Raw genomic sequence first — 23079 nt, 5'->3', positions numbered from 1 at the left:
CGCCCTGAGCCTGTCGAAGGGCAGCCCACCACGGGCGGAACCTCCGCTTTTGGGGAGCTGGGCTTCGACACGCTCAGCCCGAACGGGAAGTAGCGCCATGCGCAAGCTCGGTTGCCTTGGATTGCTGCTCGGGCTTGTCGCGATTGCCGCGTTGTTCGGCGTTGCGCAGATGTGGGGCGGGCGCGGGCCGCTCGCCCACCCGATCACGGTGCAAATCGCGCCGGGCAGCAGTCTGGCAACCGCTTCGGTGCAGCTGGAGAAGGCCGGGGCGATTGCGTCGGCGTCGCGCTTCCGCCTGTTTGCCAAGGTGTTCGGGGCGGATGCACCGATCAAGGCCGGCGAATATCGTATTCCGGCGCATCTGAGCCAGGCCGACATCCTCAAGGTGTTGCAGGGCACCAAGACGATCCAGCGCTTCGTGACGATCCCCGAGGGCTGGCCCTCTGTCTTGGTCAAGGACGCGCTCGACAAGACGCCGGGGCTGACCGGAACGGTTCCGGTGCCCGAGGAAGGGAGCATCCTGCCTGACAGCTACGCGTTCCAGCGTGGCGACAGTCGCGCCTTTCTCGTCAAACGCATGCAGAGCGTGATGCGCCGCTACCTCGCCAATGCCTGGGCGAATCGCAAGCCTGGGCTGGCCGTGACCACGCCCGAACAGGCCCTTATCCTCGCCTCGATCGTGGAAAAGGAAACCGGCAAGCCGAGCGAGCGCGCGATGGTGGCGGCGGTCTATTCCAACCGGCTGAAGCGCGGGATGATGCTGCAGGCCGACCCGACGATCATCTACCCGATCACCAAGGGGCGTCCACTCGGGCGGCGGATCTTGCTGTCCGAGGTTCACGCGGTGAACGCCTACAACACCTACGCGATGGTCGGCCTGCCCGCCGGGCCGATCTGCAACCCAGGCCGCGCATCGATCGATGCGGTGCTGAACCCGGCCCCCTCAAATGCGCTGTACTTTGTGGCGGACGGGTCGGGCGGGCACGTCTTCGCCGACACGCTGGAACAACATAACGCCAATGTCGCCAAGTGGCGCGCGTACCGCGCGGCGCACGGGATTTAGTCCCTAGCCGTCATGCCGGGCTTGTCCCGGCATCCACCGGGCCGCGCGGCATACGGGTGGTTGGCTTGGCAGCGTTCCCAATCTGCTGTACCTCTGGCGGAACAGGCGGTTGGGAAAAGCATGGATGTCCTTGTGGCTGAGCATCGCCCTTCAGGCAGCTGAGGCTGCCCCGGTTGCGAAGCTCTTCGATTTGGCCAGGACCACCAAGCCCATCCGGCTCAACGCGCTCGCCAAGTGCGACGACACACTCACCGCTGACGAAATTGTCGTGTGCGGGCGAAGGCGGGATCAATACCGGCTGCCGCTGCGCGAGGAGCCCGCGCCAGATGCGGATGCTGCGCGCGGGGCGGAGGCGAGTGGCCTGAGCGCCATCACCCCATCGGGTCGGTGCGGAATCTTCGCCGGGGAGCGGCAGTGCAGTAAACGCGAAGCGGCTGCCTACGGTTACGGCAATGGCCGCGATCCGATCACGCTGGTCACGCGCCTGGTCAAGAAGGCGCTTGATCCTGACGGGGAGTGAGGGTGGTGCGCCGCAGATTGTTCTGGTCGCCCCACGCCCGTCATGCCGGGCTTGTCCCGGCATCCACCGCGCGGTTGTCTTGGCGGGCCGGTGGACCCCGGCACGAGGCCGGGGTGACGGGTGTGCGCTTATCCCCGCAGCCTGCTCGCCGCGCGCGCAAGCGCTTCCACCTCGGCCATCGAGGCGCCCTTGGGCGTCACCCAGCTACCGCCGACGCACAGCACCGGCGCGAAAGCGAGCCATTCGGGTGCGCTTGCCTCGGTAATGCCGCCGGTCGGGCAGAATTTGCACTGGTAGAAGGGCGCGGCGAGCGCCTTCAGCGCCTTCAGCCCGCCATTGGCCTCGGCTGGAAAGAATTTGAAATGGGTGAGGCCAAGGTCGAGCCCGGTCATGATGTCGGCGGCATTGGCGATGCCCGGCAGGAACGGCACGCCTGCGTCGATGATCGGGCGCGCGAGGTGCTGGGTCAGGCCAGGCGACACGATGAATTCCGCCCCGGCGTCCACGGCTTGGGCAAACTGGTCGGGGTTCACGACGGTCCCGGCCCCGACGATCGCGCCGGGCACCTTCTTCATCTCGCGAATCGCGTCGAGCGCGGCCGGGGTGCGCAGCGTGACTTCGAGCACCTTCAGGCCACCTGCGACCAGCGCCTCGGCGAGCGGACGCGCGGTGGCGGCGTCGTCGATCACCAGCACCGGGATGACGGCGCTGGTCTGCATCACGTCGGCAATGGAGGGCGAGGCGGTCATAAGGTGTACTCCTGGGCATAAGCCGCCGCCGCGCCGAACAGGCCGGGCTGCGGATGGGTGATGAGTTTGACGGGGATCGCCGCCATGCGGTTCTGGAAACGGCCCTTGGCGGCGAAGCGCTCGGCAAAGCCCGAATTGCGGATATGGTCCTTCAGCCGCAAGCCAAGCCCACCCGCGATGACCACGCCGTTCGCGCCATGCGCCAGCGCGAGATCACCCGCGACCGCGCCGAGGCTCAAGCAGAACCGATCCATCGCGGCGACGGCCAGACTGTCCTCGCCGTCCAGCGCCGCAGCCCAGATCGCCTTGTCGTCGATGCGCGGGATGACGCGATGTTCGATGTCGGCCAGCGTTTCATAAATGGCGACGATGCCGGGGCCGGAGACGACGCGTTCGGCCGAGACGCGGGTATAGGCCTTGCGCAGGCGCTTGACCAACTGGTCCTCCAGCCCGTCGAGCGGCGCGAAATCGACATGACCGCCCTCGGTCTCGATCACGTGATAGCGATCCGGCCCGCGCAGCACTTGCGCAACGCCCAGGCCTGTGCCGGGGCCGCAGACGGTGAGGACCCCGTGATCGGGGAAGGGGACGTCCGGCCCGCACAGATGCAGGAAATCGCCCTGATCGACTTGGGCCACCGCCTGGCCGACTGCGCCGAAATCGTTGATCAGCACGAAGCTGTCGACGTGGAGCCGCTCCTTGATCAGCGGCGGCCGGATGACCCAGGGATTGTTGGTCAGCTTGATCACGTCGCCGCTGATCGGCGAGGCGACCGCGATGGCGGCGGCACGCGGCAGCGCGCGCCCCAATTGCGTGCCGAACGCCTCCCACGCGGTCTGAAAACCGGCATATTCGGCGGTTTTGAGCGTGACCGGCTCACCCAGCGAGACGACGCGGCCCTCGGCCACTTCGGCCAGCGCAAAGCGCGCGTGCGTGCCGCCAATATCGACCGAAACGATTTCCATGCTTACCATCCCATGCCGGTCAGCAGCGGCGATGCGCCGCGCTCGGCTTCATTGGCGTTCTGGCGGAACAGGCCGAACAGTTCGCGGCCCATGCCGTCGATTTCGCTCGGCATCGAGACGGGCGTGCGCGCCGCCCATTCCGCCGGATCGACCCGCGCGAACAGTTCGCCGGTCACCGCATCGAGCCGGATCACGTCGCCATCGCGGACGCGCGAGAGCGGACCGTCGCCCAATGCCTCGGGCGAGCAATGGATCGCGCACGGCACCTTGCCGCTCGCACCCGACATGCGGCCATCGGTGACGAGCGCGACGCGGAAGCCGCGATTCTGCAGCACGCCGAGCGGGGGCGTGAGCTTGTGGAGTTCGGGCATGCCATTGGCGCGTGGGCCCTGGAAGCGCACGACCACCACTACGTCGCGGTCGAGCTCGCCCGCCTGGAACGCGGCCTGGACCGACGCCTGATCGTGGAACACGCGCGCGGGGGCCTCGATCGTCCAGCGGTCCTGCTCGACCGCGGACACCTTGATGCAGGCGCGACCGAGATTGCCGGTGAGGATGCGGAAGCCGCCCTCGGGCGCGAACGGTGCGGACGCCGCGCGCAGGATGCTCTCGTCGCCGCTCGGGCCGGGATCGACCCAGGCCAGCGCATCGCCCTCGATTACCGGCTTGCGGCCATAATCGGCAAGGCTGTCGCCCGCGACCGTCAGCAGATCGCCGTGGAGCAACCCGGCCGACACCAGTTCGCGGATGACGAAGGGCATACCGCCCGCCGCCTCGAACCCGTTCACATCGGCCGACCCGTTGGGATAGACGCGGGTGATGAGCGGCACCGCCTTGGACAGGCGATCGAAATCCTCCCAGTCGAGCACGATCCCGGCGCAGGCCGCAATTGCGGGCAAATGCAGCAAATGATTGGTCGAGCCGCCGGTCGCGAGCAGGCCGATTGCGGCATTGACGATCGCTTTCTCATCGACGCACAGGCCGAGCGGGCGATAATCGTCGCCATGCCAGCCATTGGCGGCAAGGCGGTGGACGGCGGCGCGGGTCAGTTCCTGGCGCAGTTTGGTGCCGGGATTGACGAAGGCGGCACCCGGCATGTGCAGGCCCATCACTTCCATCATCATCTGGTTGGAATTGGCGGTGCCGTAAAAGGTGCAGGTGCCCTTGGAATGATAGGCACCGATCTCGGCTTCGAGCAGCGCCTCGCGGCCGACCTTGCCTTCGGCGAACGCCTCGCGCACGGCGGCCTTTTCCTTATTGGGCAGGCCAGAGGGCATCGGGCCTGAGGGGATCAGTACCATCGGCAAATGGCCGAAGCGCAAGGCCCCCATCAGCAGGCCCGGCACGATCTTGTCGCAAATGCCGAGCAGCGCGGCACCCTCGAACACGCCGTGGCTGAGCGCGATCGCGGTGGAGAGGGCAATCGTGTCGCGGCTGAACAGCGACAGCTCCATGCCGGGATAGCCCTGCGTCACGCCGTCGCACATGGCGGGCACGCCGCCTGCGACCTGCGCGGTGGCACCCGCCTCGCGCGCCCACACCTTCATCTGCTCGGGGTAGCGATAGTAAGGCGCATGTGCCGAGAGCATGTCGTTATAGGCGGAGACGATGCCGATGTTCATCGCCTTGCCGCTGGTCAGGGCAGGGCGGTCCTCCTCGGTGCCGGCATAAGCGTGCGCGGCATTGGCGCAGCCCATGGCGGGGCGCTCGATATGCGAATCGCGCGCGCGGCCGATCAGGCCGAGATAGGCGGCGCGGCTGGCCTTGGAGCGCTCGATCACGCGGTCGGTGACGGCGGCGATTTCCGGGTGCAGGGTCATGAAACTTCTCCGTCATGCCGGGCCTGTCCCGGCATCCACCCCGCAGCGCGTCCCGCGATCGCTGGCCAGGCGGCGCGGTGGACCCCGGGACGAGCCCGGGGTGACGGTGCGGGGCGCGTTGCTGTCACGCAGCCGCCCAGTGAATGTCGACGGGCAACTCTGCATCGGCCAGCACGCGGCCGATCGGGTAAGCCGAGGACGGCCCTTGCTTGATCGCCTGTTCGATCACCTTTTTCTTGGCGTCGCCGGTGACCGCGATGATCAGCGCGCGCGCCGAGACGATCGCGGCGCGGCTCAAGGTGACGCGCGCGACCGGCGCTTCCTTGGGCAGCGGCTCGGGCATCACGCCCAGCGCGCGGCGCTCGTTCGGGCCCGACAGCGCTTCGTCGAAATCGGGGCCGGGGAAGATCGAGGCGGTGTGGCCGTCGGCACCAACGCCGAGCAGGCACAGATCGAGCGGCCAGTGCAGATCCTGCATCAGCGCATCGGCCGATCGCCCGGCGGCCTTGTAATCGGCGGTGGCGGCGGGGACGATCGGCATTACGCGCGCGCCCTTGGGCAGGAAGGTCTTGGCGATCATCGTCACGTTGGACAGCGGATCGCCGAGCGGCACGATGCGCTCGTCGGTCGGCACGATGGTGACGCGCTTCCAGTCGATCTTGGCCTTGGCGAGGCGTTCGTAGATCGGGATCGGCGTCTTGCCGCCCGACAAAGCGATCACCGCCGCGCCGCGCGCATCGATCGCGGATTCGATGATGAAGGCAATGTCCCCGGCGACGGCATCCGCCATCTCCTCGGCATCGTCATAATCCCACCATTCGATTTCTTCGCTCATGATCTTTGTCCTTCATCTCCCTCTCTCCGCTTGCGGGTAGAGGGTGGGGGGGAGGGGGAGTGGCGCAGTGCGTCAGACGAATGTCCGCGTCACTGCCCCTCTCCCGCGCTTCGCTTCGCTCGCTTTCCCACTCCCCGGCGGGGAGAGGGGGATTTCAATCGTCCTGCCAGGTCACGCCGTCGCGCTCGGTCAGCGCGATGGCAGCACTCGGGCCCCAACTGCCCGAAGCATAACTCTTGGGTTTCATGTCATTGGCGACCCAACCGGCGCGGATCGCGTCGATCCAGGTCCATTGCGCCTCGACCTCGTCACGGCGGACGAACAGGGTCTGGTCGCCCTCGATCAGATCGAGCAGCAATCGCTCATAGGCGATACGACGGCGCGTGCCGGCAAATTCCGAATCGAGGCTGAGGTTCAGCGGCACTTCGCGCAGGCGGATGCCGTCGCGGTCGAGGCCGGGTTCCTTGGCCATCACCAGCAACTGCACATATTCCTCGGGCTGCAGGCGGATGATCAGCGCATTGGGCTGCAGCAGGCCGCCGCGGTTCGAGAACATCGAATGCGGCACGGGCTTGAACTGGATCGCGATTTCGGAACGGCGCGTGGTCATGCGCTTGCCGGTGCGCAAATAGAAGGGCACGCCCTGCCAGCGCCAATTGTCGACATGCGCCTTGATCGCGACGAAGGTCTCGGTGGTCGAAGGCTTGCCGAGTTCGTCGATATAGCCGCGCACGATCTGGCCGCCGCTGGCACCCGCTGCATATTGGCCGGTGACCGACATCAACGGCGCATCCGCCGGGGCGATCTGGCGCAGCGAGCGGAACACCTTGGCCTTTTCATCGCGGATCGCCGATCCGTCGAAGCGGGCCGGGGGCTCCATCGCGATCAGCGCGAGCAACTGCAGCATGTGGTTGGCAACCATGTCGCGCAAGGCACCAGCGCCGTCATAATAGGCCGCGCGCTCTTCCAGGCCGACGGTTTCGGAGACGGTGATCTGGACATTGTCGATGCCGCGCGCATTCCACACAGGCTCGAAAAAGCTGTTGCCGAAGCGCAGGGCGAGAATGTTCTGGACGGTTTCCTTGCCCAGATAATGATCGATGCGGAAGGTCCGCTCCTCGGGGAAGGCGCTGGCGACCGTATCGTTGATCTCGCGGCTGGAGGCGAGATCGTAGCCGAGCGGCTTTTCCAACCCGATTCGCACGGTTTCCCCGGCGAGGCCCGCCGATTCGAGCCCGCGAATGACCGGTTCGAACAGCGAGGGTGCCGTCGACAGGAAGATGGCAAGGCCACCCGACACATCGCCGACCTTTTCGGCGAGCTGCTTGTAATGATTGAGATCGGTCGCATCGAGCGCCTGATATTGCAGGCGGTCGAGGAAGGTTTTCGCGGCTTTCTCGTCCTTGCGGTCCTCGGGCAGGAACTGGTCGAGTGCCTGCTTGGCGAATTTACGAAAGCTCGCATCGGTATGCTCGGAGCGGGCGGTGCCGGTGATCGTCAGCCCCTCGGGCAGCAGGCCATCGGCGTGCAGGCCATAAAGCGAGGGGAGCAGCATCCGCTGCGCGAGATCTCCGGTCGCGCCGAACAACATCAATTTGGCGACGGGCGTGCGGGTGGGCATGCGAAATCAGCCTCCTGGGGAAGGGGTCACCTAAAGAGGCGAACGCGCGCCGCCAAGGTGAATACGTATCGTAAAGCGGCAAAAAATTACAGCGTCAGCCCCGCCACCGGATCGAGACCCGCCATGATGTTGAGACTTTGCACCGCAGCCCCCGCAGCGCCCTTGCCGAGATTGTCGAGCGTCGCGATCAGACGGGCCTGACCGGTGGCGGCGTTGCCGCACACCCGGACGGTCAGCCGATCCGTACCGGCATCGTCCTCGATACACACAGCGGCGGCATCGGCATCGGCAACGCGGATCAGCGCGCTGTCGGCATAGGCTTCGCGCAGCGTCGATTCGCACACCGCCAAAGTCGGGCGGCGGGTGAACATGTGGAGCGCCAGCGGAACCTCGACAATCATCCCGCGATAGGTGTTCACGACCGACGGCATGAAGATCGGCGGATGTTCGAGCCGGGCGTGCTTCTGCATCTCGGGCACATGCTTGTGCGCGAGGCCAAGGGCATAGGCGCGCGCCGCAGGCGGCGGATTGACGCCCTCATAATCGGCGATCATCGCCTTGCCGCCGCCCGAATAGCCCGACACCGCATTGACGCTGATCGCCCAATCGACCGGCACCAGTCCGGCGCGGACCAGTGGACGGACGAGCGCGAGGAAGCCAGTCGGATAACAGCCGGGATTGCTGACACGCTTCGCCTCGGCGATCGCGGCGGCCTGACCGGGTTCGAGTTCGGGAAAGCCATAGGTCCAGCCATCGGCGGTACGGAAGGCGGTCGAAGCGTCGATCACGCGTGTGCGATCATTGTCGATCAGCGAAACGGCCTCGCGTGCGGCATCGTCGGGTAGGCACAAAATCACGAAGTCACTGTCGTTCAGCGCTTCGCCGCGCGCCACGGGATCCTTGCGCCGCGCTTCGTCGAGCGAGATCAACGATATTTCGCTGCGTCCGGCAAGCCGCTCGCGGATTTCCAGGCCAGTGGTGCCGTGCGCACCATCGATGAAGACCGAAATGCTCATGCCGCGGGCCATGACAAGGCATCGGCGTCGATATAGCCGACCAGATCCTTGCCCGGCGCGCGGCCCCAGGCACGGCCGCGCACAAATTCCAGCACTTCGAACACGTCGCCAATCTCCAATTCGGCCAACACCGCCGAATCGGGGCCGGGTGCCTCGCGCAAGTCTGCCGCAGCGATCAGCACGCGGGGGACGGCGCAGGCATAATGCGGGGCGAAAACGCGGTCGGCCAGGCGAATATCGGCGAGATCGCGGCGCACCGCATGCCGCCGCGGATCGAGCGCGACCGACGCGCCCTGGAGCGCGAAGCTCCTACGTACTGGCGCGTCGAAGGGCTCGCTGGGGAGCGGGTTGTGGCGTGCTGTCGCCGATGAACTGCCCGAAATCGTCAAGAAACTCTGCCCCCTCGGAGGTACGTGCGACGAAGATATTACGCTTGTCGTTATCGTCGCGTTGACGGCGCAGATAGCCCAGGGTGCCGAGCCTGTTCAAGGCGCGCGTTATAACCGGCTTCGAAACGTTCAGCATCGTAGCCAGTCCGCGCACGGTGTGCGGCCCCGGCTGGAGATATACCAGCAGCAACAGGGCCATTTGCCGATTGGTCAAATCGGGTTCGCCCGACCGAACATAATCGACCAGGGTCTCCATCCATTCGGTGAGCGCATGATTGGTGTGTGAAGCCACGGCAAGTGTCCGCAAATGACGCGATAAAGCCCCACAATTGGGGATATTCCTGAGAACCTAACGCGCCGGGTCGCATCAGGTTTCAGTTCGATTGCGGAATGTTTACAACCAGTCCGACGCGGCGTGCGGTTGATCGCGTGGCGCACCTCGCCTATGTGCCCGGCTTCGCCATTGGCGCTCCAAGGATTCAACCCGCTTCATGTTGCTCTTCCAGTTTCTCCTCGTCGTCCATTTCGTCATTGCGCTGGCGCTGGTGACGGTCGTTCTTATGCAGCGTTCCGAGGGCGGTGGGCTGGGCATGGGCGGTAGCCCGGGCGGCCTGATGTCGGCGCGCGGCGCAGCCGATTTCCTGACGCGGGCGACCTCGATTCTGGGCGGTCTGTTCATCGCGCTCAGCATCCTGCTCGCCGTGCTCGCAGCGCAAGGGCGCGTGGCCAAGGTGGTGGCACCAACCACGCCGCCGCCCGCCGCCGCAACCGCGCCGATCCAGGCACCGGCGCAGACCGACCCGAGCGTTCCCTTCGCCAGCGGCGCACGCAGCGCGCTCGCGCCGACCGGCAACACCGCCGCCCGGGCCGATAACGGCGCAGTTCCGCTCGCTCAATAAGTCGCGCGCGGGCCGTCTTCCGGTCCGCGCACTTTTCCAAAAATATCGGAGTCGCGCGCTTGTCGTGCCACCCCTCTTCACGCTAGGTCTTTTCTCCCATGGCGCGGTTCATTTTCATTACCGGCGGCGTGGTCTCCTCGCTTGGCAAGGGTCTTATGGCGGCATCGCTCGCCGCCTTGTTGCAGGCGCGCGGCTATCGCGTTCGGATTCGCAAGTTCGATCCGTATCTTAATGTCGATCCGGGGACGATGTCGCCCTATCAGCATGGCGAAGTCTATGTGACCGACGACGGGGCCGAGACCGATCTCGACCTTGGCCATTACGAACGCTTCACCGGCGTCGCCTCGCGCCAGTCGGACAATATCACCTCGGGCCGGATCTATCAGCAGATCATCACGCGCGAGCGGCGCGGGGATTATCTGGGCGCAACCGTCCAGGTCATCCCGCACGTCACCGATGCGATCAAGGAATTCGCGCAAGCAGAGACCGACGATCTCGATTTCGTATTGTGCGAAATCGGCGGGACGGTCGGCGACATTGAATCGCTCCCCTTCATCGAGGCGATCCGCCAGCTGCGCAACGATCTCGGGCGCGGCAATTCGATCAGCATCCACGTCACGCTGGTGCCGTATATCGCCGCGGCGGGCGAGCTGAAGACCAAGCCGACGCAGCATTCGGTGCGCGAACTGGCCGCTTTGGGCGTGCAGCCCGACGTGCTCGTGTGCCGCTGCGAACAGCCCTTGCCCGAAAGCGACCGCGCCAAGATCGCCTTGTTCTGCAACGTGCCCAAGGAGGCGGTGATTCCGGCGCTGGATGCGAAGAGCATCTACGCGGTGCCCGTGCAATATCACCAGGAGGGGCTGGACGACGCGGTGCTCAACGCCTTCGGCATCCTGCCCGGCGGCGCGCCCGATCTGTCGCGCTGGACCGACATCATGGACCGGCTGACCAACCCCGAGGGCGAAGTTACGATCGGCGTCGTCGGCAAATATGTCGGTTTGCAGGATGCGTACAAGTCGCTCAACGAAGCGCTGGTCCATGGCGGCATCGCCAATAAGGTGAAGGTCAATGTCGAATGGATCGACGCCGAGCTGTTCGAAGGGCCCGATAGCGACATTGCCGCGCGGCTCGAGCCGATGCACGCGATCCTGGTGCCGGGTGCCTTTGGTGAACGCGGTGCCGAGGGCAAGATCGCCAGCGTGCGGTTCGCGCGCGAGCGCGAAATTCCCTATTTCGGCATTTGCTTCGGCATGCAGATGGCCTGTGTCGAGGGTGCGCGCGACCTGGCGGGCATTGCCAATGCCAGCTCGACCGAATTCGGCCCGACCGACGAGCCGGTGGTCGGCATGATCACCGAATGGATGACAGCCGAGGGCGTGCAGACGCGCGAGGCAGGCGGCGATCTGGGCGGCACCATGCGACTTGGGGCCTATGACGCCAAGCTCGACGGCAACAGCGTGGTTTCGACCATTTACGGCGGCACCGACATTTCCGAGCGCCATCGCCATCGGTACGAGGTCAACACCGCCTATCGCGAGGCGCTGGAGAAAGGTGGCCTGGTGTTCAGCGGCATGTCGCCCGATGGCATGCTGCCCGAAATCGTCGAGCGGCCCGACCATCCGTGGTTCGTCGGCGTGCAATTCCACCCGGAATTGAAGAGCAAGCCGTTCGATCCGCATCCCTTGTTCGCAAGCTTCGTAGCGGCGGCAGTCAAACAGTCGCGATTGGTCTGATCGCGCCGGTCCGGTGTGGTGGGAGGATTGCTGCAAACTGACAAAGGGGGTGGAGGTGCCTGAAATTGTCAGTCCGCGCCAAAAATCCTTAAAGATTGCACTGGCTTCGTGCCGCCTCCGCCCATAGTCTTGTCTACGGACTTGAAGACGTAAGGGGGATCATTTGCGACTTTTTCACTCGGTGAGCCTGGCGGTTATTGCTGCCGGGATGCCTTCCGTCGCTTTTGCAAGTGAAGCCCCACTCTATCAGCCCGCGCCGAGCTGGATCGTCATGGCCGCGATGCCCGACCTTGCCAAGCTGGACGCAGGCGCGCCGCCGAATTTGATCTTCGACGTCCAGCAACGCATCGAGAATGGGCGCTTATGGGCCTATGTCGATAGCGCGACGCGGATCACGTCGCCCGAGCTGCTGGCGCAGGCAACGTCGCTCGCCTTGCCGTGGGTGCCCGACAAGGGCGATCTGATCATCCACGAACTCTCGATCCTGCGTGGGACCGAGCGTATCGACCTGCTCGCGAAGGGCGAGAAATTCACGGTGCTACGGCGCGAGCAGACGCTGGAGCAGCGCGAACTGACCGGCATTCTGACTGCGACGATGGCGGTGGAGGGGTTGCAGGTCGGCGACGTGCTGCGACTGCGGATGTCGACCACGACGACCGACGCGGCGCTGGGCGGACGGGTACAGACGGTGATGCCGGTGTTCGCCGCACCGACGCGGCTTGGTTATGCCAAAATGCGCTTCTCCTGGCCGACCGCGACGCCGCCCAAATGGAAGCTGCTCGCCGAGGGCGTTACGCTCACCCCGGTGCGCAACGGTGCCTATAGCGAAGTCACCATCCCCCTGCCGGCCCCGAAGCAACCCGAAATGCCTGCGGATGCGCCGGTCCGCTTTCGCCATCCGCCCTTGATCGAACTGGCGACATTCAAGGATTGGGCCGACGTCTCGCGCGTGATGGCCCCGCTATATGCGACGCCCGAATCGACCAATCTGAACGACCCGATCCTGGCCGAGGCCGCCGCGATCATGAAGGCCGACCCGACGCCGATCGGCCGCGCGGAGCGGGCGCTCGAACTGGTTCAGCAGAAGATCCGGTATCTGGCGGTGGGCATGAACGGCGGCAATTATGTCCCGCAAAAGCCGGAACGGACCTGGGCGGTGCGGTATGGCGACTGCAAGGCCAAGACGCTGCTGTTGCTGACCTTGTTGCGGGCGATGAAGATCGAGGCTGAGCCTGTGCTCGCCAATATCGGGCTGGGCGATATCGTGCCCGACCGTCTGCCCAGCCCGATGGCGTTCAACCACGTGCTGGTGCGCGCGACGATCGATGGACAAACGCTGTGGTTGGACGGCACCGGCAGTGGAGCGCGCCTGATCGATATCCACGACACACCGCCGTTCGGCTATGGCTTGCCGGTGCGCGCGGCGGGTGCCGATTTGCTGAAGATCGCGACCCACGCCAACGCCCGGCCGATGGTGGATCTGACGGTCGATGTCGATGAGAGCGCCAGCGTCGATTTGCCGAGTGCCGTGGATGCGGTGGCGGTGGTCCATGGCGGTTATGCGGCGGCGCTGACCCTGGCCAAGACGCAGATGGGGGAGAAAGAAGAACGCGACGCGGTTGGCGGGTTTTTCACCACTTACCTTGGTGAAGGGCAGTTTTCCGATACTGCGATGGTCCCCGATCCCGTTACCGGCGATGTCACGCTGAAGGCGCATGGCGTCGTCAATTCGGCCTGGACGACCGATGACCGCCGGCGCAAGCGCGCGCTGGCGCGGGCGCTCGACAACGTCACCTTCGCGCCGGATCGCAGCAAGGTCGCGTGGGCGACGATTCCGGTGGCGACGGGCGATCCTTACGGGATGCGGTATCGGTTGCGGTTGCGTCTGCCCGACCGGGGGCGCGGCTTCGCGATCGAGGGCGAGCCCGACATGAAAGAACACGTCGCGGGTTACGAAATTTCACGTACGACCAAGCTCGATGGCGGGGTCGTTACGGTTGACGAGCGGATCGACACTGTCGGCCGCGAAGTGCCGGTCGCGCGCATCCCGATCGAGCGCGATGCCGTGGCGACCGCGAAGGCGCGGGCACCGCGTCTGGTCGCCCCGGTGGCGACGGCGCGCAAATGGGACATTGGCGCAAGCGATCCCGCTGGCGCGTCGCAGATCACCGCGATCAACGCGGTCCTGGCCAAGGCGATCGTTGTCACCACCGACGACAGCAGTGCCTATGCCACGCGCGGTTCCTTCAGGGCGAATACGGGGGATCGCGTGGGGGCGGTTGCCGATTGGACGAAGGCGATCGCGATTGAACCGTCTATCGACCTGTATTTGAAGCGCGCAGCGTCGCTCTACGAAATGGGCGATGTCAAAGCCGCGCTGGCGGATGCCGAGGCGGCGCGGGCGCTCGACCCGTCATCGGAAGCCGCGATCGGCCGTGTGACGATGCTGAAGGCGGAAAGCGGCGATCTGGCAGGCGCGCTTGCACTGCTCGACCAGCGGATCGCGCTTGGCGGGGAGATGCGAACGACGTTCCGCGTCGCCAAGGCCCGGCTGATCGGGGAATATGGCGATCCGGGAGAGGCGATCACGCAGTTCAACGCCTTGATTGCCGATAAGCCGGGTTCGCCCAGTCTCATGAATGCGCGGTGCTGGACCAAGGGCACGCGCAGCGTGATGCTCGATACGGCGGTAAAGGACTGCACCAGGGCCATCGAGCTGAGCGAGGACACCAGTGGCCCGCTCGACAGCCGGGCGATGGTGTGGTTCCGACTGGGGCGGTTTGAGGACGCGCTGGCCGATCTCGATGCGGTTCTTGCCGCTGAGCCCGGCCAGGCCGCCAGCCGCTTCCTGCGGGCGGTCGTGCTGCAACAGCTCCGCCGCGATGCCGAGGCGGCAAGCGAGTTGAAGATCGCCCGGCGGATCACCCCGAGCGTCGACCGGCATTATGCGCGCTATGGGATCAAGGCGCGGTAACGATTGGCAGGTCGGCGGTGGCGGCTGATACGTCCGCCACCGCGGGCCGCATCAGGCCACGTGCCCGGACAATTGGGTCATCACGTTATTTCGGATCTCGTTCTTTTTGTCACGGACCATGCCCGGAATGAGAAACGCGTCTATCAACAACCAGATAAAACCAATCAGGATAAAGTACGATAGGATTTGCAATATGGCGGTGGCAGGCCTGCCAAGGTAAAACCGGTGGGCGCTAATCCAACCAAGAAAAAACCAAAGCAGATATGCGACACCGGTGCTTGGCCCATCATTGGCTACGCGCTGCTCAACCAGCGAAAGCTCTGAAATTGTCAGCGCCATATCATCTCCCCCATTGTACCAACTGAGGCTATCTCCGAAGAGGTTGAGGCGCAAACTATTTGATCGGGGAACTCCGCCCAAAAAAAGCGTCCGGGAAGAACCCGGACGCCCAAAAAAAACACGAACTCTGGATTATGCCGCTTGCGCCGCGCCTTTGTCCTCGACCGCAACCAGCGGGGTGCCGGTCTTGATCGCGATCGTCTTGGGCTTCATCGCCTCGGGCACTTCGCGGACCAGGTCGATGGTGAGCAGGCCGTCGTTGAGCCGGGCGTCTTCGACCCGCACGAAATCGGCGAGTTCGAAACGACGCTCAAAGCTGCGATTGGCAATGCCGATGTGGAGGAACGAGGAGGATGCGGCCTCTTTCTCATCCTTGCGGCCCTTCACTTGCAACAGATTCTGCTGCGCGGTGATCTCGATCTCATCGCGGCCAAAGCCTGCCACCGCCAGCGTGATGCGATAGCGGTCGCCATCGAGGCGTTCGAGGTTGAAGGGCGGATAATTGTCGGCGCTCTGCTGCCGGGCATTGGCTTCGAGCATGTCGAATAGCCGGTCGAAGCCGACGGTCGAGCGGCGATAGGGGGTCAAATCGAACTGACGCATGATGAACTCCTTTACAAGCGAGTGTCGGTACGTCGAGCCGGGCCCGCCACCTGCGCGACCCCGCCCGGTGCGGCCCCAAGGGCACCGCACGCCCAGAATCTGGTTCGTTTCGGCGTCAGTTCAAGACCTGCCGGTACAGAATTTCGTGGCGCTAAAGACCAGCTTTGGTGGGGCAAAGAAGGAGAGGGCGTGAATATCCCCTCAAACGATGGGCATTATGTGCCGACTCGGGGCAACGCCCGGGAACAAGGGGACGTTCATGCTTGCGCACTTGCCGCTCATTCTGCTTGCCCATGCGACGCTCGCGCCACTTTCGATGCCGCCGGAACCCGCTGCGCCGGAGGTGACCGATGGCGATGCACAGGGCAATACGGGCGATATCGTGGTCACCGCGCGCCGCCGCGCGGAGACCGAACAGACCGTGCCGATCGCGCTATCGGTGCTTAGCGGGCGCACGCTGGCCGACAGTGGCGCGTTCAACGTCAACCGGCTGCAGCAGCAAGTGCCCACGCTGCAATTCTATTCGAGCAACCCGCGCAACTCGGCGATCAACATTCGCGGGCTGGGCGCGCCGTTCGGGCTCACCAATGACGGGATCGAACAGGGCGTCGGCTTCTACATCGACGGCGTCTATATCGGGCGCGTCGGGGCATCGACCTTCGATTTTGTTGATGTCGACCGCGTCGAGGTGCTGCGCGGGCCGCAGGGCACGCTCTATGGCAAGAACACGACGGCGGGCGCGCTCAACATCACCACGCGCGCGCCGAGCTTTACGCCCGAGGCGCGCGCCGAACTGAGCGTCGGCAATTATGATTTCGTGCAGGGCAAGACTTCGATCTCGGGGCCGATCACCGACACTTTGGCGATCCGCCTATCGACCTCGGCAACGACGCGGCACGGCACGATTTACGATGTGGCCAGCAACACCGATCTCCACCGCCAGCGCAATATCGGGTTTCGCGGGCAAGTGCTGTACAAGCCGACCGACACGCTCAGCCTGACGCTGGCGGGCGATCTCAACGTGCAGAACCCATTGTGCTGCGCGCAATATTACGCGCGCGTCGGCACCACGCAGCGCGCGGCGAACCGGCAATATCCGGCGCTGGCGGCGGCGTTCGGCTATGCCCCGCCCAGCACCAACCCGTTTGACCGCGTCACCGATCTCGATGCCAAGATCAATTCGCGCCAGGAAGTGGGCGGGGCGTCGCTCGTCACCAATTGGGATTTTGGGGCGGCCACGCTGACCTCGGTGTCGGCATGGCGCTATTGGGACTGGAAGCCGGCCAATGACCGCGATTTCATTGGCCTGCCGATCACCACGGTGTCGCAGAACCCGTCGCAGCAGGAGCAGGAATCGCAGGAAATCCGGCTCGCGTCGAACGGGACCAACAAGCTCGATTACACGGTTGGCGCGTTCCTGTTCCACCAGACGATCAACACGCAAGGGTCGCAGGTGCAGGGATCGGCAGCGAGCCGGTATTTGCTCAACCCCGGCAACGTGCCGGCGGGATCGCGCGGGTGCGCGTCCCCGACCGCCAATGCCTGCAACCCGGCGGTGCTGAACGGGTTGACCTCGACCAATACGATCAATTTCAAGAACACCAGCTTCGCCGTGTTCGGCAAGCTGAACTGGGAAGCGTTCAACCATTTCCACGTCCAGCCGGGCATCCGCGTCAATTACGACAAGAAGAGCGGCTCCTATGTCTCGGTCGTCACCACCGGCAGCGGCAGCACCACGCTGAACGCCGATCAGTCCGCCACGCTTGCCCCGCAAAGCTATGCGCCACGCTTCAGCGCATGGAACGTGTCGGGGGACGTGACGCTGTCCTATGATTTTGCGGCTGATGTGCATGGCTATGCAACCTATGCGAAGAGCTTCAAATCGGGCGGCATCAATTTGTCGGGCTTGCCGCTTAATGCGGCGGGGACGGCGGTGGATCTGACCACGCAGACGGTGAAGCCCGAAAAGGTCGATGCGTTCGAGCTGGGCCTGAAGACGCAATTTTTCGATCGCAGCGTCACGCTGAACGTCGCCGGATTCTGGACCGAGATCGCCGATTATCAGGCGACGGTGAATAACGGCCAGTTGACCGTGATCCGCGGCTATCTTGCCAATGCGGGCAAGGTGCGGTCGCGCGGGGTGGAGTTCGACGCGAGCTTCCGCCCGGGCAAGCGCTTCAACCTGTATCTCAACGGGGCCTATACCGATGCGATCTACCAGAAATTCACCAACGCGCCGTGCCCGCCCGAGCTCTCCGGCGGCACGGTGACGACGGGCACGCCTGGTCCGGCCGGGGTGCCGGGATCATTGAGCCCGGTGGTGTGCGATATTTCGGGGCAGCGTCTGCCCGGCATCTCGAAATGGTCCTTCTCCTATGGCGGCGAATATAATGTGCCGGTCGGCGGCGGGGATGGGCAGGTCTATCTGGGGTATGATGGCAGCGCTCGCTCGCGCTTCTCGTCCAATCCGTCGCCTTCGGCTTACACCTGGATCGAGGGGTATTCGCTGTCCAACTTCCGGCTTGGCTATCGCAAGAAGGACTTCAACGTCTTTGCCTGGGTGCATAATGCGTTCGACCAGGATTATTTCGAATTGTTGTCGACGCAGTCGGGCAGCACCGGGCTGATCGTCGGGCAGCCGGGCGATCCCCGAACCTTTGGCGCGACGATTTCCAAATCGTTTTGAGGCGTGGCCGGGGTGACGGTGGTAGCGCCGACGGCAAAGCCGCCGTCGGCCGGGTTCGCCGGGGGCGACCCGCCGTCCGATTTGGGCGATCCGCTGCGCGGATCGGTGGCCAGCATGGCCACCTTCGCCCAAATGCAAACGTCCGGGCCGTTTCCGACCCGGACGCCTGCGTGACGATCGCTCGTCAGCCCCCATCTCGCCCTCGCTGCACGCCTTGCGGCGGCGCTGAAAGCATTCCCCGAACCACGGCCGTTGCCTGTGTGTCAGTGACAGAAGCGTTAAGTGTGCGTGAGCGGCTTGTCATGGGGAATATGGCCGATCCGTAGCGATTGCGGCGCTGCTGTGGCGCTTGCGCAACAGGGGGCAACAGTTGCCAGCGCGGCATGTGCGCCGTAGAGCGGGCCCCATGATCCTCTCCCGCTATGAACGCATGATCGCCCGGCGCTATCTGCTGCCCGGCAAAGGCGAGGGGTTCATCTTCCTCGTCGCTGGCATCAGTCTCGTCGCCGTGATGCTCGGCGTCGCCGCGCTTGTCATCGTGATGAGCGTGATGAACGGCTTCCGCGCCGAACTGTTCGACAAGATCGTCGGGCTCAACGGCCATGCCGTGGTGCAGGGCTATGCCGGGCAGTTGCGCGACTGGCGCGACATCGTCGCGCTGGCCGACAAGACGCCGGGCGTGACCAGCGCCACGCCGATGATCGAGCAGCCGCTGATGACCACCTATAACGGCCGCGTCGAAGGCATATTGCTGCGCGGGATGCAGGTGTCGGACATTCGCAGCAACAAGACCATCGGCAGCAAGGTGGTGATGGGTTCGCTCGCGTCGTTGAAGCCGGGCAGCGGCGTGATTGCGATCGGATCGGGCCTGGCCGACCAATTGGGGGCGGTGGTCGGCAGCCAGATTTCGCTGATCAGCCCGCAGGGACAGACGACGCCGTTCGGCACCGTGCCGCGCATCGTCAGCTATACCGTCGGCGCGATCTTCACGATCGGCGTGTACGATTATGACAAAGCCTATGTCATCATGCCGATGGAAGACGCGCAGACGCTGCTGATGATGGGCGATTCGGTCGGTATGATCGAAGTACAGACCAACAATGCCGATCGCGTCGGCCAGATCCTCGCCCCGCTCGCCAAACAAGTCGGTCAGCGCGCGGTGATCCAGGACTGGCGGCAAATGAACGCGCAATTGTTCGAGGCGCTTTCGGTCGAGCGCGTGGCGATGTTCACCGTGCTGTCGATCATCATCCTGGTGGCGGTGTTCAACATCCTGTCCTCGCTGATCATGCTGGTGCGCGCCAAGACGCGCGACATCGCGATCCTGCGAACAATGGGGGCGAGCCGGGGGGCGATGATCCGTATCTTCATGACGGTCGGCACCACCATCGGCGCGCTGGGCGTGGTCGCTGGGCTGGTGCTTGGCTTCATCTTCCTGCACTTCCGGCAAAATATCGTCGATTTCGTGCAATTGGTGACGGGGCAGAACCTCTGGGATCCCTCGATCCGCTTCCTCACCGAATTGCCGTCCAAGACCGACCCGGTCGAAGTGACCGTCATTTCGCTGATGGCGCTCTTGTTCAGCTTCCTCGCCACGCTCTACCCCGCGCTCAAAGCGGCGAGCACCGATCCCGTGCAGGTGTTGCGCTATGAGTGAACCCGTCCTCAGCGTTGCCGGCCTGACGCGCGCGTTCAGCCAGGGTGGCGAAACCATCGAAGTGCTGCGCGGGGTCGATTTGCATGTCGGCGCGGGCGAGATCGTCGCGTTGCTCGGGCCGTCGGGCTCGGGCAAATCGACGCTGTTGCAGGCGGTCGGGCTGCTTGAGGGCGGTTTTGGCGGCTCGATCCGCATCGCGGGCGAGCAAGTCGCCAAGCTCGATTCGGACGGGCGCACCCGCGTGCGGCGCGATTCGCTCGGTTTCGTCTATCAATTCCATCACTTGCTGCCCGATTTCAACGCGACCGAAAATGTCGTGCTGCCGCAGTTGATCCGCGATCGCACCCACGCCCAGGCGAACGAACGCGCGACGGCTTTGCTCACCGCGCTTGGCCTCGGCCACCGCCTGACGCACCGCCCGAGCCAATTGTCGGGCGGCGAACAACAGCGCGTCGCGGTCGCCCGCGCGCTCGCCAATCAACCGGCGTTGGTGCTGGCCGACGAGCCAACCGGCAATCTCGACGAGGCGACGGCGGACGTGGTGCTGGCCGAATTCCTGCGGCTGGTGCGCGGCGAGGGCTCGGCGGCGCTGGTCGCGACGCATAATGAGCGGATGGCGCTGAAGATGGACCGCGTGGTGCGCCTGCACGAGGGGCGGCTCGCGTGAGCGCCTGGACCACACCCCCCACGCTCACCGGCGATCACGTCACGCTGCGCCCGACCGTGCTCGACGACCGCGATGCGATCGTCGCGGCGGGGGCGGATGGGAAGATCAGCGAATTGTTCTTCACCAACGCGTCGACGCTGACCGACCCCGACGCCTTCATGGCGGCGCTGTTCAAGGAACGCGATTTCGGGCGGGCGATGCCGTTTACCGTCTGCACGCCCGATGGCCGCGTGGTGGGCCTGACGCGCTATATGCGGATGAATGAAGGCCATAAGCGGCTGGAGATTGGCGGGACCTTCTACGCCAAGTCGGTGCAGCGCACCGGCGTCAACACTGAGGCGAAATTGCTTCTGCTCACCCACGCCTTCGAGGTGATGGGCTGCAACGCCGTGCAGATCCGCACCGACTGGTTCAACAAGCGTTCGCAAGCCGCGATCGAGCGGCTGGGGGCCAAGCGCGATGGTGTGCTGCGCAACCATCAAGTGATGGATGGTCGCGTGCGCGATCTTGTGGTCTATTCGATCATCGCCAGCGAATGGGCCGGGGTGCGGCCGAATCTGCGCTTCCTGCTCGCGCGCCACGCCTGAGGAGCTCGATCATGCCCGCCATCACCGATCTCACGGTTAAAGCCGCCGACGGCACGCCGGTCGACCTGTCGGCTTATGCGGGCAAGGTGCTCCTGATCGTCAACACCGCCTCCAAATGCGGCTTCACCCCGCAATATGAAGGGCTGGAGGCGCTGCACCGCCAATTCGGCGATCGTGGGTTTGAGGTGCTTGGCTTCCCCTGCAACCAGTTCGGCGCGCAGGAGCCGGGCGATGCCGCGGAAATCGCCAATTTCTGCTCGCTGACCTATGATGTGACCTTCCCGGTCTTCGCCAAGATCGACGTCAACGGCACCAATGCCGACCCGCTGTTCGTCGCGCTCAAGAAGCAGGCACCGGGGATCCTTGGCACCGAGGGCATCAAGTGGAACTTCACCAAATTCCTCGTCGGCAAGGACGGGCAAGTGGTCGAACGCTATGCGCCGACGACCAAGCCCGAGGCGATTGCGGCGGATATCGAAAAGCTGCTCTGAGAGGTACGTCGTGGGCGGTATGGTTTTGACGCGCTACTCGGTGGCGTTGGGGTCAGCGATAGCGATGGTGGTGGCGTCGCCCGTCATGGCGGAAGCTATCCCTGAGCGCTCCATCGCGATCGAGCGACCGCAGCAGCTCGATGGGCATCCGGTGGGTGCGCAGTTGCCGATCGTGACGCTGCGGATCGGCGGCACTTCGCTTCGCTTTCTGTTCGACACGGGTGCCTCCGAAATCGTGCTGAGCGAGCGTACTGCGACCCAGCTCGGGCTGAGCGGGGCGACGACGCAGACCGGTGCCGATAGCGGCGGCGTCGCCGTCGCCGGGCGCTATGTGACGGGTGTCGATATCGCGACGGCGGAGGGCGCGCCGCTTCGCCATGTGGACCGTGTGCTGGCGATGCCGCTGGGGCCGCTCGAGGCGCTGGGACTGGCGGGCGTTATCGCTCCGCAGGCACTGGCCGCCACGGGGTGTGTGCGCGTCGATTTTCGCGGTGGCGTGGCGACCGTGGCGGACGCGGGTGCGGTGGCCTGCCGTCTTCTGGCCAAGGGCGCTCGGGTTGCGGCACCAGGCTGGCGCGGCGATGGGCGTCCGCATGTTCCGGTCGGCGTGGGGGAGGGGGCGGATACGCCGTTTTTTCTGGTCGATAGCGGTGCCTGGCGCAGTGCGATCCCGGCCACTGCCGCCACCCGTCTTCCCCGGCTGCGGACCGCGCAGAGCCGCGGGGTTGGGGGGAAGACGGTGACCATGGATATCGTCGGCCCCGTTACCCTGAAGGTGGGCGACGCCCCGCAACCGTTGCCGGAGGCGGCGGTGGTCGAGGGGCGTACCACCGGAGTTTTGGGGTTCGATCTGCTATCGGGCATGACGCTGGTGCTGCATGCCGATGGGGCCTTTTCGATCGGCGAGTGATCAGCGCCCGCGCGTGCCGATCGCCTGCAGCGTGGCGGTGATGCCGCTGAACAGGAAGCTGATCCCGAGCACATAACCCGGCAGCGTCAGCGCGGTGAAGGGGATGCCCCAGATGATCCACACCGCCAGCACGATGTTAAGAATACCGAGCAGGATCAGGCTGATCCCGAAGCGCCGGAAGCGCGTGCCGATAGCGATTTCGATCACGCCGCGCGCGGTCAGCCAAATCGCGATCAGCAACGTCAGCGAGACCGCGCCGCTTGCGGGTTCGACGATGATCCACGCGCCGATCGCCAGCGAAAGGATGCCGCTCAGCAAGGTGTAAGCGGAGAAATGATGGCCGCGCAGGCCGAAGCTCGCGACTACCGCGATCGCACCGGTCGCGATCAGGAAGGACCCGGCGAGCAGCGTGGCGGTCAGCGTCGCGCTGACCGGCCAGAGAAATGCGGTGATGCCGACCGCGATGCTGAGGAGGCCGTAAGCCAGTAGCCAACCGGTCCCGACGCGAGCGGATGTGGTGGACGAACCGAAAGTCGTGTCGCTCATGTCTGTCTC

Annotated in this window: 22 protein-coding genes; 11 read left to right on the top strand and 11 right to left on the bottom strand. The window is 64.9% G+C overall.

Features of this window, described 5'->3' with window-relative positions; genetic code table 11:
- The first annotated feature begins 97 nt into the window (after positions 1–97).
- Both mltG and ACP7BL_RS04385 read left to right on the top strand, forming a co-directional pair.
- Positions 98–1063 carry an endolytic transglycosylase MltG gene (mltG, locus tag ACP7BL_RS04390; protein ID WP_033965184.1) on the top strand — a complete coding sequence of 322 codons (966 nt, stop codon included), beginning with the start codon at positions 98–100 and terminating at the stop codon, positions 1061–1063.
- Positions 1064–1187: 124 nt separating this feature from the next.
- Complete coding sequence (locus tag ACP7BL_RS04385) at positions 1188–1583, top strand: hypothetical protein (RefSeq protein ID WP_426257724.1); 396 nt, start codon at positions 1188–1190, stop codon at positions 1581–1583.
- 128 nt (positions 1584–1711) lie between these two features.
- Here ACP7BL_RS04385 and eda read toward each other — a convergent pair whose 3' ends face one another.
- From eda to ACP7BL_RS04345, 8 genes are all read right to left on the bottom strand, one after another.
- The gene (gene eda / locus ACP7BL_RS04380; RefSeq protein WP_426257723.1) at positions 1712–2332 is read right to left on the bottom strand and encodes a bifunctional 4-hydroxy-2-oxoglutarate aldolase/2-dehydro-3-deoxy-phosphogluconate aldolase; all 621 of its coding nucleotides are present in this window, start codon (positions 2330–2332) and stop codon (positions 1712–1714) included.
- Positions 2329–3297: a glucokinase gene (gene glk / locus ACP7BL_RS04375; RefSeq protein ID WP_033965187.1), complete on the bottom strand. Its 969-nt coding sequence runs from the start codon at positions 3295–3297 to the stop codon at positions 2329–2331. Before glk ends, eda begins: the two co-directional genes overlap by 4 nt.
- Positions 3298–3299: 2 nt before the next feature.
- A complete protein-coding gene (edd, locus tag ACP7BL_RS04370) occupies positions 3300–5117 on the bottom strand; it encodes a phosphogluconate dehydratase (RefSeq protein WP_426257722.1) in 1818 nt (605 codons plus the stop codon).
- 124 nt (positions 5118–5241) lie between these two features.
- Positions 5242–5952, bottom strand: a complete 711-nt coding sequence (pgl, locus tag ACP7BL_RS04365) for a 6-phosphogluconolactonase (protein WP_426257721.1) — start codon at positions 5950–5952, stop codon at positions 5242–5244.
- Between the two features lie 154 nt (positions 5953–6106).
- Positions 6107–7573, bottom strand: coding sequence for a glucose-6-phosphate dehydrogenase (gene zwf, locus ACP7BL_RS04360; protein ID WP_126845754.1), 1467 nt, complete (start codon positions 7571–7573; stop codon positions 6107–6109).
- An 86-nt stretch (positions 7574–7659) separates the two neighbouring features.
- Positions 7660–8589 carry an N-acetyl-gamma-glutamyl-phosphate reductase gene (gene argC / locus ACP7BL_RS04355; RefSeq protein ID WP_426257720.1) on the bottom strand — a complete coding sequence of 310 codons (930 nt, stop codon included), beginning with the start codon at positions 8587–8589 and terminating at the stop codon, positions 7660–7662.
- On the bottom strand, positions 8586–8846 hold the full coding sequence (locus ACP7BL_RS04350; RefSeq protein WP_126845752.1) for an SH3 domain-containing protein: 261 nt from the start codon (positions 8844–8846) through the stop codon (positions 8586–8588). Before ACP7BL_RS04350 ends, argC begins: the two co-directional genes overlap by 4 nt.
- A gap of 52 nt (positions 8847–8898) precedes the next feature.
- Positions 8899–9234: a MarR family transcriptional regulator gene (locus ACP7BL_RS04345; RefSeq protein ID WP_126845813.1), complete on the bottom strand. Its 336-nt coding sequence runs from the start codon at positions 9232–9234 to the stop codon at positions 8899–8901.
- Between the two features lie 235 nt (positions 9235–9469).
- On the opposite strand from ACP7BL_RS04345, the gene secG reads away from it, so the two are divergent.
- From secG to ACP7BL_RS04330, 3 genes are all read left to right on the top strand, one after another.
- Entirely contained in the window at positions 9470–9877 is a 408-nt protein-coding gene (gene secG, locus ACP7BL_RS04340; protein ID WP_033966389.1) for a preprotein translocase subunit SecG, read from the top strand.
- A 98-nt stretch (positions 9878–9975) separates the two neighbouring features.
- A complete protein-coding gene (locus tag ACP7BL_RS04335; RefSeq protein ID WP_033966388.1) occupies positions 9976–11610 on the top strand; it encodes a CTP synthase in 1635 nt (544 codons plus the stop codon).
- Positions 11611–11773: 163 nt separating this feature from the next.
- A complete protein-coding gene (locus ACP7BL_RS04330; RefSeq protein ID WP_426257719.1) occupies positions 11774–14584 on the top strand; it encodes a DUF3857 domain-containing protein in 2811 nt (936 codons plus the stop codon).
- A gap of 51 nt (positions 14585–14635) precedes the next feature.
- Here the strand turns inward: ACP7BL_RS04330 and ACP7BL_RS04325 are convergent, their stop codons facing one another.
- Positions 14636–14923: a TM2 domain-containing protein gene (locus ACP7BL_RS04325; protein ID WP_426257718.1), complete on the bottom strand. Its 288-nt coding sequence runs from the start codon at positions 14921–14923 to the stop codon at positions 14636–14638.
- A gap of 132 nt (positions 14924–15055) precedes the next feature.
- Positions 15056–15526 (bottom strand): Hsp20 family protein, encoded by a 471-nt coding sequence (locus ACP7BL_RS04320; protein ID WP_426257717.1) that lies wholly within the window; start codon positions 15524–15526, stop codon positions 15056–15058.
- Positions 15527–15785: 259 nt separating this feature from the next.
- Here ACP7BL_RS04320 and ACP7BL_RS04315 point away from each other — a divergent pair, with 259 nt between their 5' ends.
- The 6 genes from ACP7BL_RS04315 to ACP7BL_RS04290 all read left to right on the top strand — a co-directional run bounded on the left by ACP7BL_RS04315 (position 15786) and on the right by ACP7BL_RS04290 (position 22524).
- Positions 15786–18212, top strand: a complete 2427-nt coding sequence (locus ACP7BL_RS04315) for a TonB-dependent receptor (protein WP_426257716.1) — start codon at positions 15786–15788, stop codon at positions 18210–18212.
- A 406-nt stretch (positions 18213–18618) separates the two neighbouring features.
- Positions 18619–19869, top strand: a complete 1251-nt coding sequence (locus ACP7BL_RS04310; RefSeq protein WP_426257715.1) for a lipoprotein-releasing ABC transporter permease subunit — start codon at positions 18619–18621, stop codon at positions 19867–19869.
- Entirely contained in the window at positions 19862–20536 is a 675-nt protein-coding gene (locus ACP7BL_RS04305) for an ABC transporter ATP-binding protein (RefSeq protein ID WP_126845749.1), read from the top strand. Before ACP7BL_RS04310 ends, ACP7BL_RS04305 begins: the two co-directional genes overlap by 8 nt.
- Positions 20533–21123, top strand: a complete 591-nt coding sequence (locus ACP7BL_RS04300; protein WP_426257714.1) for a GNAT family N-acetyltransferase — start codon at positions 20533–20535, stop codon at positions 21121–21123. Before ACP7BL_RS04305 ends, ACP7BL_RS04300 begins: the two co-directional genes overlap by 4 nt.
- A gap of 11 nt (positions 21124–21134) precedes the next feature.
- Positions 21135–21614, top strand: a complete 480-nt coding sequence (locus ACP7BL_RS04295) for a glutathione peroxidase (RefSeq protein ID WP_033966381.1) — start codon at positions 21135–21137, stop codon at positions 21612–21614.
- A gap of 19 nt (positions 21615–21633) precedes the next feature.
- Complete coding sequence (locus tag ACP7BL_RS04290) at positions 21634–22524, top strand: aspartyl protease family protein (RefSeq protein WP_426257933.1); 891 nt, start codon at positions 21634–21636, stop codon at positions 22522–22524.
- On the opposite strand, the gene ACP7BL_RS04285 is transcribed toward ACP7BL_RS04290, so the two are convergent.
- On the bottom strand, positions 22525–23070 hold the full coding sequence (locus tag ACP7BL_RS04285; protein ID WP_126845745.1) for an HdeD family acid-resistance protein: 546 nt from the start codon (positions 23068–23070) through the stop codon (positions 22525–22527). It lies immediately after the preceding gene.
- Positions 23071–23079 lie beyond the last annotated feature (9 nt).

This window comes from Sphingomonas sp. DC1600-2, from assembly GCF_049897605.1.
Classification (GTDB): domain Bacteria; phylum Pseudomonadota; class Alphaproteobacteria; order Sphingomonadales; family Sphingomonadaceae; genus Sphingomonas.
The sequence above is the reverse complement of the archived record's forward strand: the minus strand, read 5'-3'. Positions and strand labels throughout refer to the sequence as shown.

Bases quoted from the DNA above. Each gene is read 5' to 3' on its own strand.
- ACP7BL_RS04335 (WP_033966388.1), top strand. From the start codon at position 9,976: ATGGCGCGGTTCATTTTCATTACCGGCGGCGTGGTCTCCTCGCTTGGC.
- ACP7BL_RS04285 (WP_126845745.1), bottom strand. From the start codon at position 23,070: ATGAGCGACACGACTTTCGGTTCGTCCACCACATCCGCTCGCGTCGGG.
- zwf (WP_126845754.1), bottom strand. From the start codon at position 7,573: ATGCCCACCCGCACGCCCGTCGCCAAATTGATGTTGTTCGGCGCGACC.
- secG (WP_033966389.1), top strand. From the start codon at position 9,470: ATGTTGCTCTTCCAGTTTCTCCTCGTCGTCCATTTCGTCATTGCGCTG.
- ACP7BL_RS04295 (WP_033966381.1), top strand. From the start codon at position 21,135: ATGCCCGCCATCACCGATCTCACGGTTAAAGCCGCCGACGGCACGCCG.
- eda (WP_426257723.1), bottom strand. From the start codon at position 2,332: ATGACCGCCTCGCCCTCCATTGCCGACGTGATGCAGACCAGCGCCGTC.
- ACP7BL_RS04290 (WP_426257933.1), top strand. From the start codon at position 21,634: ATGGTTTTGACGCGCTACTCGGTGGCGTTGGGGTCAGCGATAGCGATG.
- mltG (WP_033965184.1), top strand. From the start codon at position 98: ATGCGCAAGCTCGGTTGCCTTGGATTGCTGCTCGGGCTTGTCGCGATT.
- ACP7BL_RS04315 (WP_426257716.1), top strand. From the start codon at position 15,786: ATGCTTGCGCACTTGCCGCTCATTCTGCTTGCCCATGCGACGCTCGCG.
- argC (WP_426257720.1), bottom strand. From the start codon at position 8,589: ATGAGCATTTCGGTCTTCATCGATGGTGCGCACGGCACCACTGGCCTG.
- glk (WP_033965187.1), bottom strand. From the start codon at position 3,297: ATGGAAATCGTTTCGGTCGATATTGGCGGCACGCACGCGCGCTTTGCG.
- ACP7BL_RS04320 (WP_426257717.1), bottom strand. From the start codon at position 15,526: ATGCGTCAGTTCGATTTGACCCCCTATCGCCGCTCGACCGTCGGCTTC.
- ACP7BL_RS04325 (WP_426257718.1), bottom strand. From the start codon at position 14,923: ATGGCGCTGACAATTTCAGAGCTTTCGCTGGTTGAGCAGCGCGTAGCC.
- pgl (WP_426257721.1), bottom strand. From the start codon at position 5,952: ATGAGCGAAGAAATCGAATGGTGGGATTATGACGATGCCGAGGAGATG.
- ACP7BL_RS04385 (WP_426257724.1), top strand. From the start codon at position 1,188: ATGTCCTTGTGGCTGAGCATCGCCCTTCAGGCAGCTGAGGCTGCCCCG.
- ACP7BL_RS04345 (WP_126845813.1), bottom strand. From the start codon at position 9,234: ATGGAGACCCTGGTCGATTATGTTCGGTCGGGCGAACCCGATTTGACC.
- edd (WP_426257722.1), bottom strand. From the start codon at position 5,117: ATGACCCTGCACCCGGAAATCGCCGCCGTCACCGACCGCGTGATCGAG.
- ACP7BL_RS04305 (WP_126845749.1), top strand. From the start codon at position 19,862: ATGAGTGAACCCGTCCTCAGCGTTGCCGGCCTGACGCGCGCGTTCAGC.
- ACP7BL_RS04310 (WP_426257715.1), top strand. From the start codon at position 18,619: ATGATCCTCTCCCGCTATGAACGCATGATCGCCCGGCGCTATCTGCTG.